Here is a 10,175-nt window from a genome sequence, read left to right as displayed (position 1 = left end):
AGACCTTCAAGCTGTCCACGGACCCGTTCTTCATCGACAAGGTCCGCGACGTGGTGGGCCTCTACCTGGATCCACCGGAAAGAGCGCTGGTCCTCCGCGTGGACGAGAAGTCGCAGATCCAGGCCCTGGACCGGTCCCAGCCCGTGCTCCCGATGATGCCGGGCGTCCCGGAACGCCGAAGCCACGACTACATCCGCGCCGGCACCACCACCCTGTTCGCGGCTCTGGAAGTGGCAACCGGCAAAGTCATCGACTCACTGCACCGCCGCCATCGGGCAGCTGAGTTCAAGAAGTTCCTGGCCAAGGTCGACAAGGAAGTGCCAGCCGGCCTCGAGGTGCACCTGATCCTCGACAACTACGCGACCCACAAGACACCGGCGGTCAAGAAGTGGCTGCTGTCCCACCCTCGATTCCACCTGCACTTCACACCGACCAGTTCGTCCTGGCTGAACCTGGTGGAACGATGGTTCGCCGAGCTCACGCAGAAGAAGCTCAAACGCGGTGTCCATCGTTCCGTCCAAGCACTGGAACGCGACATCCGGGCCTGGGTCGCGGACTGGAACGACCACCCACGGCCCTTCATCTGGGCCAAGACCGCCGACGAAATCCTCGACAAGGTCGCCAGCTACTGCCAGCGAATCTCTGACTCAGGTCACTAGGCACTGCTTCTCGGATCATGTTCTGAGCCAGATGACGAGGGCTGCGAGTGTGACGGTGCCGAGGTAGATGTAGGCGCGCTTCTCGTAGCGGGTGGCGACGGCGCGGAAGCCTTTCAGCCGGTTGATGGTGCGTTCAACGGTGTTGCGCTTCTTGTATCGCTCGCTGTCGAAGCCAGTGGGACGGCCGCCTCGGGAACCGCGATTCTTGCGGTGTCTCTGCTGGTCGAGGCGTTCGGGGATCGTGTGCCGGATGCCGCGTCGTCGCAGGTAACGCCGGTTCTTCCCAGAGGTGTAGGCCTTGTCCGCCAGGACACGGTCGGGTCGGGTCCGGGGTCGGCCGACTCCGATGCGGGGCACGGAGACCTGCTCCAGCACTCGCTCGAGCTGGGGGCCGTCACCGTAGTGTCCGGGGGTCAGGACGAGGGCGAGGGGCCGGCATCGCCCGTCGGCGGCAAGGTGGATCTGGTGGTGAATCCGCCGCGGGAACGTCCCAGACACTCGCCGATCTGGCCACTTCCTCCAACCGGACCGTCAGTTTCCTCAACACCGGATCGACCTGGTTCGTCCCCCCGGCGATCCCCTTTTGAGGGACCGCGACCGCCGGCGCCTTCCGCGCGCCGGCGGCGTGCTGGTGGGCCCGCACAGCTGTCGAGTCCACCGAGACGTCCCAGTCGATCTGGCCCGCGGCGTCCTCGGCCGCCTGGATCCGCGACAGCAGCATCGTCCATGTTCCATCCGCTGACCAGCGGCGATGGCGTTTGTAGACGGTCTCCCACGGCCCGAACCGCTCCGGCAGATCCCTCCACTGCACGCCCGTCCGGACCCGGTAGAGAACCCCGTTGATCACCCGACGGTGGTCACTCCACCGGCCCCCGCGCGCCCCACCAGGAGGCAAGAACGACTCCAGCCGGTCCCACTCCGCATTCGTCAGATCACCACGGCCCATACAAGCAGCCTGACCCCAACACCCCACGCACGTCAGGAGATCCGAGAAACAGTGCCTAAATCGGAGAAGCGTCTCACCTGCGGAAACGCCACAGAGACGGACATGCGCATCCTGCTGGGTCCTGCTGCATCCGCCTCGATCCCCGGCAACTACGGTGCCGTGCGGTACGTACCGCACGAATACGGGGCGCCCCGGTGCCCACAGCGAGAGACAGACCGCCCGGCGCATTCGCTGTACGGCAGCCAACCGCGCGGCTCAGCCGCAGTACACGCAGCCGACTCCGTTACCACCTCGCCCTCTGCCCCGCGCAGTCACACACCGTATCGGCGGGCACCGCCTGTTGGCCCTGGTCGAATTTTTTCGTGAAACCGGGATACGCCCGGTGCGCAGGCGTCACTCAGTCACGGGCAGCGGAAGGGGCGACGGGCGATCTGGCAGCGGTCCGCCTCAGTTATCATCGATAATACAGCGCATAACGGACACGGCGCCTCGTCACTCATGAGTCCGGCGAACCGGACCAATCCCAATCGCGCAATACCCCCGGGGCGGGCGCCCCAGCGGGGATGTCCATGGCGTCTCACTCGGACAGTCGTGGGTCGGCCAGAGCGCCGATGCCGCGAACTACCGGTTCACCGTGACGCTCAGGGAGCTGCAGGGGGCTCAGCAGGAGGCCAAGGCGATTGCGTCCATCCTGCGGGATTCACACACCCAGCTGGCCGCCCTCCGTGGCAGGGTGAACACCGTGCGCACCGACGCGATCAAGGACGGCATGCGCGTCTCCGACCAAGGCGTCGTTTCCTTCGATACCGAACAGCTCAGTCAGAGTGCACGCAGTGCGTACGTACATGACCCCGGCTACCAGGAAAGTGTGCGCGCGCAGGTGACCCGGTGGGGCGATCTCCTCGACCAGGCGGTCCAGGCGGTCACTGACGCCGACGACGGCATCAGACTCGCCCTCGCAGCCGCCGTGGTCGACTCCGACATCATGGACGGGACCATGAACGGCTTCAACAGAAGCCCTGTGAAGAGTCCTTATCCCTCCCTGGAGGAGGCCGGCAAGGCCGCCAACATGCCGAAGGGGCGGGCCGCCGTGGCGGAGTGGTGGCGTGATCTCGATCCGGTGACCCGCGGCATCCTGCTGCGAGAGCGCGGCGACGACCTTCGAGAAGCAGGGATCATGGCCCCGCTGTACGAGTGGAGACCGGCCGACGCCGGCTCCGGAGCATTCGACACGGAGGATCCCACCGCTCACGACCTCTGGGTCCTGACACAAGCTCAAGCGATCGCGGCAGGCGGCGATGTCACAGGAGAGGTCGCGGCATCGCGCAACATGCAGCACTACCTAAGCGGCACCGGCGAGGCGCTCGCCCTCGACGTCGACCGCATCCTGCACGACGATTCCGGGTTCCGGACCGACGTCGGCACGCTTCACATCACCGAGAACCAGGAAGCATGGCGTCAGAAGGCCCTCGATGAGTTCGAGAAGGCCGGCGGCGACAGGACGGTCGTCGTTCCCGTGGAAAGCCAGGCGATCGGGCGGACCTTCGGTCAGGACGAATGGTTCCACGCGGTCGGGTCGCACCAGCAGAACGTGTCGGGCATGGTCACCGTCAGTCCGGGCGACGGCGGCAAGCCACAGGTCTCGCTCGACTACCAGGTCAACGTGTGGGACCGGTACAACTGGGACTCCGGAAAATCGACGACGTTCCCCGGTGGTGTCACCATTCCCGACGACGACATGGGGCGACTGCACAAAGTGGGCTTCGCCCAGGAATTCGACATGCACGGTAGCAGCAGCACCTACACCCAGGACCTGAACAGTGGCTCAGCCCCCGGGGCGACACCGGCGGACCCTGGGCGCGAAGGGTCCCGCGGGGACGTCTCGCGCGGCGACGAGGAGAACCGGTGAACAACGGATCTGCCCTGCGGCCACGGCTGCTCGCGGCCCTCGGGGCCGCCCTGCTGCTCACTTCCTGTTCGAGTGCCGGCGGGGGTGATCACCGGACGACGGACGGGCGCGCCTCGCACTGGGGAAAGGGCATGGGCGCCCCGGAGGCATCGGCGTTCATGAAGGTGGCGGTGCCCGAGAGCGCGACGGAGGTGAAGGGCGCCGTGCAGATCAATCCGCAGGAAGACATCTATCTGCTCTCCTTCGTGACCGACGAGAAGACCGCCGTACGAGTGGCGGAGGATCTGCGTCCCGAGAAGCCTCTGCGCACCAGAAACCAGGATCTCCCGTCCCCCACGGAGCTCTTCGGACATCTCGGCCTCGCCGAGCCTCAGAGCGAGAAGGGCATCCGCTGGGCCGGAGTCTGTCCGCCTTGCGTCGGGGACAGCCGCCGGAGCGAGGTCCAGTGGATCGAGATCCACGTCCTCGAGCTGAACTCCGACAGGACCCGGGTGTACATGCAGGCGTTCTGACCCACCGGGAGACACCTGCGCCGCCTCGGAGCCCGGGACTTGGCGGCCGGCTCGCGTGGGCCTTCCTGTCTTCGCCAGCGAGGACGAGCATTCCTGCTGCCGGGCACCGTCACTCCCCAGCAGTACGCGGGCGGTCACGCCAGCGGCTTCGAGCACATCGACCCGGCGCGTGGGCAGGTCACCGCCCACGCGAACTGGCACCGGCATCAGGACAGCGTCTGCTGCCCGTCCGGCAAGGCCGTCACCGTCCGGTGGGTGGCGACGACGGCACCCTTAAGGCGGGGACACCACGCGTCACTGCCTGAAACCCGCGCCCGGAGGGCACCCCCGCCAGCGCATCCACCTCGACGAAGGTGCGGCGCGCTCCCCGGCGCCCGGCTACGCACCCGGGACATTGGGCCCGCCGGCACCCCGCCGCCTTGCCGGACGGAGCGACCGCCGGTCCGATCCGACCCAGCTCATCCCAGTGCCTGACGCCCTCAGCCACATGCTGACCACAAGCATCCAGTGCTGTTCGGACTCCAGCGACTGCCGGAGAACGTGCCGCGAAGAGCGGTCTGAAATCGACCAGCAGCCGTGGGATCGTTCTTAACGGTCCCACACACGCCAGGGCCACAAAAGACCAGCTCACAGCCATGCGAGATCTGCCTTGAAGGATCGAAGCCTCACGTTCGCTGCACCTACGTGCGGCGAACGCTGCACGCAAAAACGCCCCGAAAAACACGTATCCCCAGGTCAGAACGATTCTGCCTGGGGACGCTCGGTGGGGCGGGTGGGACTCGAACCCAAAAGCGTGACGCCTCTCACCTGCGGAAACGCCACAGAGGCGGACATTCACATCCTGCTGCGTCCCGCTGCATCCGCCTCGATCCCTGACAACGGCAACGCGGTGCGGTACGTACCGCACGGCTACGGGGCGGCCCCTGTGCCTGTAGCGGGAGACGATCCGCCCCGCGCATCTACTGCAAGGCAGGCAATGCCGCGCCTCACCCGTAGCGCATGCTGCGGACTCCGTCACCCCCCTTAGCAGGGGCAGTCACACTCCGCATCGACCGGACACCGGGAGCCGCAGGCGCGCCGGTTCCGGCTTCCCGGCCGAACACGACGGCCCGCTTCGCACGGACACCCGCCCCGCACGTCTGAGCGGCCGGGACACTGGCGTCACCTTTACTGCTACTGCCAGTATGAGCGTTCGAATTTGGCTCCCGTAGCCGCGTCACGCGGTACAGGCTCAGCTGGGGCTTGCCGCACTTCGTAGGAGAAGCACTACACCGAGCAGGCAACGGCCGAACGAGCGAACCTGAAACCCCGCCAACTCGCCCTGAACCGCTGATCAGCACCTCCCGAGCAACGGGGGAACCGCAATCCGAACTATGAGCGTCGCCGTGGGCCGAAGCGTTGCGCTTTGACCCACGGCGATGGCCGCAGCTTCCGTGCCTCAACCCGGCCGGTCTACGCAGAGCGACGATCAAACGCTCTCGCGATGATCTCTGCTAATCCGAAAACCTCTCGTAGGTCCTGCTGGTGGACTGGTCGGCCGAGCCGAACAGTTCAGAGGGCCTCGGGTTCGCAGGCTCGACGCCTCGCGAAGGAACAGAGGCGGCCTCAGCTTCGCTTGAACCGGCCATACTGAATTATCTGGACTACAGCAATCACCAGTGCGGCAGATCCGATAATCAGCGGGATCATTACCGGCGCTTCGCCAATGGACTGACCGTCGGCCAATTGCAGCACGACGGCCATGAGCATGGCAATGGTCGTGAGTGCCGATCCGATCACCCCGAGCGTTCGAGACCTCTGCTCAGAAGCAGTCATTGGCAATCGCTCCTCCTGCGTAGGCTGCACTGGGTGCAGCAGTGAGATAGCCCGCTGCCGCAGCCCATCCAACGGGACCAGCGAACAGTGAAGCAGCCGAAGCAGCCAGTCCCACTCCTGCGAACACACCCATGACGACGTTCTCAGCGCAGTCGAGCCCGGTGGGATCGCTGTTGTTGACGCAGTCACCTTCGGCGTAGAGGTAGGTGTTGGTTTCCTGGCCGGAGGGGTCGGGCTGGGTGAAGCGGCCGAGGGCGGGGTCGTAGTAGCGGTGGCCCATCTTGGAGAGGCCGGTCGGGTCGCTGTAGGCACCGGCGAACTTGTAGGGCTGGGGGACCGTCTCCGCGGGGGTGGTGCGTGCGGTGCCGGTGGGGGTGTAGGCGTAGGTATGCGTGCGGGTGCCGGTGGGGTCAACGGCGCCGAGGACGTTGCCGGTGGCGTCGGTGAGGTAGTAGTAGCTCTTCCCGCTCCGGGTCATGGAGTTGAGGGTGCCCCGGGGTTCGCGGACGAAGCCTGTGTCCGTGGATCCGGTGGTGGTGGAGGCGAGGCCGAGCTGGGTGTGGTGGAACCAGGTGTCGCCGAGCTTGGTGCGTTCGTCGTTGGTGGTTCCGGCGTGCTTGGCCTGGTAGGTGGTCCCGCCCGCGGTGATGCTGGTGAGCTGGTTGTAGTCCGACCACGACTCGCCGGTCCGCGCGGTGCCTCCGGCGGGGGTGGCGGCGGTTTCGTTGCCGGCCTTGTCGTAGGACCAGCCGGCGGTGGAACCGGACTTGGAGATCAGCTCGGAGGCGTCGTCGTAGGCGTAGGTCAGGCTGGTGGGGCAGGTGGTGGCGGTGGTGTCCTGGTGGGTGAGGTTGCCGGCCCTGTCGAAGCAGTACAGCCACGACGCGGTACGGGCACCTGTGCCGGTGTTGGTCTCCTTGGTATAGGAGAGGCGTCCGGCGCTGTCGTAGGTGTAAGCCGTCTTACGGTCGGCAGCCTGGTCAGTACGGGCGTAGATCTTCGTTCCCGGGTCACCGGCGCCGGTCGTGTAGGTGTAGGTGAGGTCGACCAGGGTGGTGGAGCCGTGGGTGGCCTTGATGGCGGTGGGCTTGCCGTCCTCGTCGAGGGTGACCTTCTGCACCGTTCCGCCGGGGTAGTTGGTGTGGGTGCGGCGGTCGTTGTTGTCGTAGGTGTAGGCGGTGGTGCGGCCGGCCGGGTCCTTCAGCGACTCGAGGCGTCCGGCATCGTCGTAGCTGTAGTCGGTGGTGCCCATGGGGTCGGTGTAGGTGTCCAGGTCGCCGGCCGCCGTGTAGGCGACGGTCGCCTCGGAGTCGTCCTGCAGGGAGCGGAACACCTCACGCGAGAGGGTGTCGTAGGCGTAGTCGGTCTCGCCGGTGGCGTCCTTGCGCCAGGTCATGTTGCCGTCGTCGTCGTAGGAGTACTGGACGGTGGCGTTGGTGGAGGAGACCTTGGTGACGCGGTCGCGGTCGTCGTAGCTGTAGACCGTCTGGATGGCGCGGCCGTCCTTGACGACGTCGGGGCGGCCCGCGTAGTCGTAGGTGATCGTGGTCTTCCCCTGCGGGGCGGGCGGCGTGATGGTGACCAGGTTGCCCTTGGCGTCGTAGGCGAACGAGGTCTTCTTGCCTCGGGCGTCGGTGACCGAGCACTTCTGGCCCTTGAACCCGCCGCAGGTCGGGGTGGCCGGGTTGTAGTCGGTGCTGGTCGTCCCGCCGCCGGTGCCGGTGACGGCGACGGAGGTGGTGTTGCCGACCGCGTCGTAGGTGTAGTCCGTCTTGTTGTCGTCCGCGCTGTTCAGCGTGCCGGGCACGTCCATGCCCGCCTTCGTCAGCCACCCCGTCATCTGGGCGGTGGCCCCGCTGGGCAGGGCGGCGGAGGTCGGGTTGTTGCGGGAATCCCACCCGTACGTCGTGGTGTTGCCCGGCGTCGAGCCCGAGCCCGTCCCGTCGACGGCTGTGGTGGCCATGTGCGCCTGGTAGGTGGTGGAGCGGGAGTGGCCGAGCGGGTCGGTGACCTTGCTGACCTCCCCGTCACCGTTGTGCACGTACGTCGTCGCGTCACCCTCGGGGTCGGTGACCTTGGTGGTGCCGGCCGCCGTGGCCGAGGAGGCGGTGTAGGCGTAGGTCCAGGTGGGGCCGGTGCTGCCGCCCTCCGCGGAGGCCCGGGTCATCGCCGTGACCCGGTTCTCGCTGTCGTAGGTGAAACGGGTGACCCGGTTCTCCTGCGTGGTGACCGACTCGATGCGGCCCGAGGAGTCGTAGCCGTAGGTGACCGTGGCCAGGTTCGTATCGGTGACCTTGTGCACCCGGTCCTGGTCATCGAGGTGGTAGGAGACCTGACGGCCCGTGTGATCGGTGGCGTGCCACCAGCCCCCGCCGTCGTTGGTGACGTCCACCCACCGCCCCGACCGCGTCTCGGTGACCTTGAACCCGGCCCCCGCCCCGTGCGAGACGACCGTGATCACCCCGCCGTTGCGATCGGTCACCTTCGACAGGGACCCAGAAGAGTCGTAGGTGTCCCTCGACCCGGACTTCCGGTCCGTCAACGTGTACGTGCCGTCGCTGTTCTTCACCAGGTCCCGCGAGTAGCCCTCCGGTGTGGTGAACGTGCCGTAGCTCTCCTTCTCGAACGAGACGGCCGCACCACTGGAGTCGTACCAGAGGACCTCGTCGGTGAAGAACGTCTCCAGGCGCCGCTCGAAGGTGAACCAGGACCGCTGCGACATCGCCCCGGCCGGCGCGTCCAGCGAGTTGTACGTCCGGGCCAGCTGCAGCTTCTGCCCCACCCCGGCGATGTCGAAGTCGGTACCGGCGAGCATCAGATTGCCCGTCGAGTAGTCCACCCGCGCCACCAGCGCGTCCGTGATGCGCGTGTCGGCTATCCGGTGCCAGGGCACATCGCCCTGCCCCCGCGGCACCCACACCAGCGGGAGGCGCAGCCGTATCGACTCCGACTTCCCGGCCACGACGACGGTGCTTCGCGCTGGCACCCACCCCGCACGCCTCAGCAGGGGCGGGGATACGGGAATCACCGTACAGACCCCAGGCCGTGGACGGCGCCCTGGTCACCTTCGACGCCCTGCACTCGGTCAAGGCGAACGTCACCTGGGTCGTCGAGACCAAGAACGCCCACTACATCGCCATGATCAAGCGTAACCAGGCAACCGCCCACTGGCAGCTCGCGGGCCTGCCCTGGCACGAGATCGCCGTCCAGCACACCGCCTCGTCCACCGGGCACGGCCGTCACGAATCACGCTCGATCAAGACCTGCTCCATCGCCGACGGACTCGGCGGGATCGCCTTCCCCCACACCCGCCTCGCCCTACGCGTCCACCGACGCCGCCGACAGACCGGCGGCCGCGAGAGCCGCGAGAAGGTCTATGCCGTCACCAGCCTCGACGCCCACGAGACCACCCCGGCCCACCTCGCCGCCGCCGTCCGCGGACACTGGACCGTCGAGGACCTGCACCACGTGCGGGACGTCACCTACGCCGAGGACACCTCCATCATCCGCACCGGCACCGCACCCCGCGTCATGGCCACCTTCCGCAACCTCGCCGTCGGCCTGTTCAAGGTCCTCGGAGCCGCCAACATCGCCAAGACCACCCGGGCAATCCGCGACCAGCCCGAACGAGCCCTCCCCACTCCTGGACATCACCAACAAATCGGATAAACAAGAACTTGAGCAAGCGCTACTGACGTAGCCGTCAACTACTGAACTTGATCGGGTGATGTCGGGCTGTTCGCCAGACAGCGTGAAGGTGGCCTCGGTAGTCCTCGCTCGGTGAGATATCCGCAGGGCGGCGGCTTGACCGACCTCGAGAGAGACGCGCAGGAGCGGGTCCGGCGCCAGCCCGTGACGTGCTTCGAGGCTGGCGGAAGGAACCGGGAGACCGCTGCCACGCTGCGGGATTCGGAACGGTCGGTGGAGCGTTGGCGACGCCAGTGGCGCGAGGGCGGCCACGCCGGAGTGGCCTCCAAGGGATCACCCGGTCGACCCCGACTATCTGACGCGCAGATAGCCAAGTTGGAGAGGGAGTTGGAGCGCAGTCCGCTGGCACACGGGTGGGCCGACCAGCGGTGGACGCTGGCCCGCGTGAAGACGGTGATCGGCAGGCTGTTCCACGTCTCGTACACCGTGGAGGGCACGTGGCGACTGCTGCGGCGCTATGGCTGGTCCTGGCAGCAGCCGACCCGGCGTGCGATCGAGCGTGACGACGACGCGGTGGAGTTGTGGAAACGAGAGGTGTGGCCGCGGGTAAGAGCACCGCGGCGGCGAACGGCGGTTGGGTGGTCTTCGAAGACGAGGCCGGCCAGTCGATGACGCCGCCGCGTGCC

7 protein-coding genes and 1 pseudogene are annotated in these 10,175 nt (G+C 67.0%); 5 read left to right on the top strand and 3 right to left on the bottom strand.

Annotation, left to right across the window (positions count from 1 at the left end):
• A partial coding sequence (locus JOC24_RS13405) for an IS630 family transposase (RefSeq protein ID WP_205020438.1) occupies window positions 1-659 on the top strand: 659 nt, incomplete at its 5' end.
• A 15-nt stretch (window positions 660-674) separates the two neighbouring features.
• On the opposite strand, the pseudogene JOC24_RS13400 reads toward JOC24_RS13405, so the two are convergent.
• Window positions 675-1,605 (bottom strand): annotated as a pseudogene (locus tag JOC24_RS13400) (IS5 family transposase).
• A 634-nt stretch (window positions 1,606-2,239) separates the two neighbouring features.
• On the opposite strand from JOC24_RS13400, the gene JOC24_RS13395 reads away from it, so the two are divergent.
• Together JOC24_RS13395 and JOC24_RS13390 are read left to right on the top strand one after the other, a co-directional pair.
• Window positions 2,240-3,514: a hypothetical protein gene (locus JOC24_RS13395; RefSeq protein ID WP_239580330.1), complete on the top strand. Its 1,275-nt coding sequence runs from the start codon at window positions 2,240-2,242 to the stop codon at window positions 3,512-3,514.
• Window positions 3,511-4,026 carry a hypothetical protein gene (locus tag JOC24_RS13390; protein ID WP_307792685.1) on the top strand — a complete coding sequence of 172 codons (516 nt, stop codon included), beginning with the start codon at window positions 3,511-3,513 and terminating at the stop codon, window positions 4,024-4,026. Before JOC24_RS13395 ends, JOC24_RS13390 begins: the two co-directional genes overlap by 4 nt.
• Before the next feature lie 1,605 nt (window positions 4,027-5,631).
• Here the strand turns inward: JOC24_RS13390 and JOC24_RS13385 are convergent.
• Both JOC24_RS13385 and JOC24_RS33800 read right to left on the bottom strand, forming a co-directional pair.
• Window positions 5,632-5,841, bottom strand: a complete 210-nt coding sequence (locus tag JOC24_RS13385; RefSeq protein WP_205020437.1) for a hypothetical protein — start codon at window positions 5,839-5,841, stop codon at window positions 5,632-5,634.
• Window positions 5,828-8,827 (bottom strand): RHS repeat-associated core domain-containing protein, encoded by a 3,000-nt coding sequence (locus JOC24_RS33800; protein ID WP_307792684.1) that lies wholly within the window; start codon window positions 8,825-8,827, stop codon window positions 5,828-5,830. The genes JOC24_RS13385 and JOC24_RS33800 overlap by 14 nt, the downstream gene beginning before the upstream one ends.
• A 59-nt stretch (window positions 8,828-8,886) precedes the next feature.
• On the opposite strand from JOC24_RS33800, the gene JOC24_RS13375 reads away from it, so the two are divergent.
• Together JOC24_RS13375 and JOC24_RS13370 are read left to right on the top strand one after the other, a co-directional pair.
• Window positions 8,887-9,510 carry an ISAs1 family transposase gene (locus JOC24_RS13375; protein ID WP_307792683.1) on the top strand — a complete coding sequence of 208 codons (624 nt, stop codon included), beginning with the start codon at window positions 8,887-8,889 and terminating at the stop codon, window positions 9,508-9,510.
• A 111-nt stretch (window positions 9,511-9,621) separates the two neighbouring features.
• A complete protein-coding gene (locus JOC24_RS13370; protein WP_205020436.1) occupies window positions 9,622-10,161 on the top strand; it encodes a winged helix-turn-helix domain-containing protein in 540 nt (179 codons plus the stop codon).
• Window positions 10,162-10,175: the final 14 nt, after the last annotated feature.

It is taken from the genome of Streptomyces sp. HB132 (genome assembly GCF_016909575.1).
Taxonomy (GTDB): Bacteria; Actinomycetota; Actinomycetes; order Streptomycetales; family Streptomycetaceae; genus Streptomyces.
The sequence above is the reverse complement of the archived record's forward strand: the minus strand, read 5'-3'. Positions and strand labels throughout refer to the sequence as shown.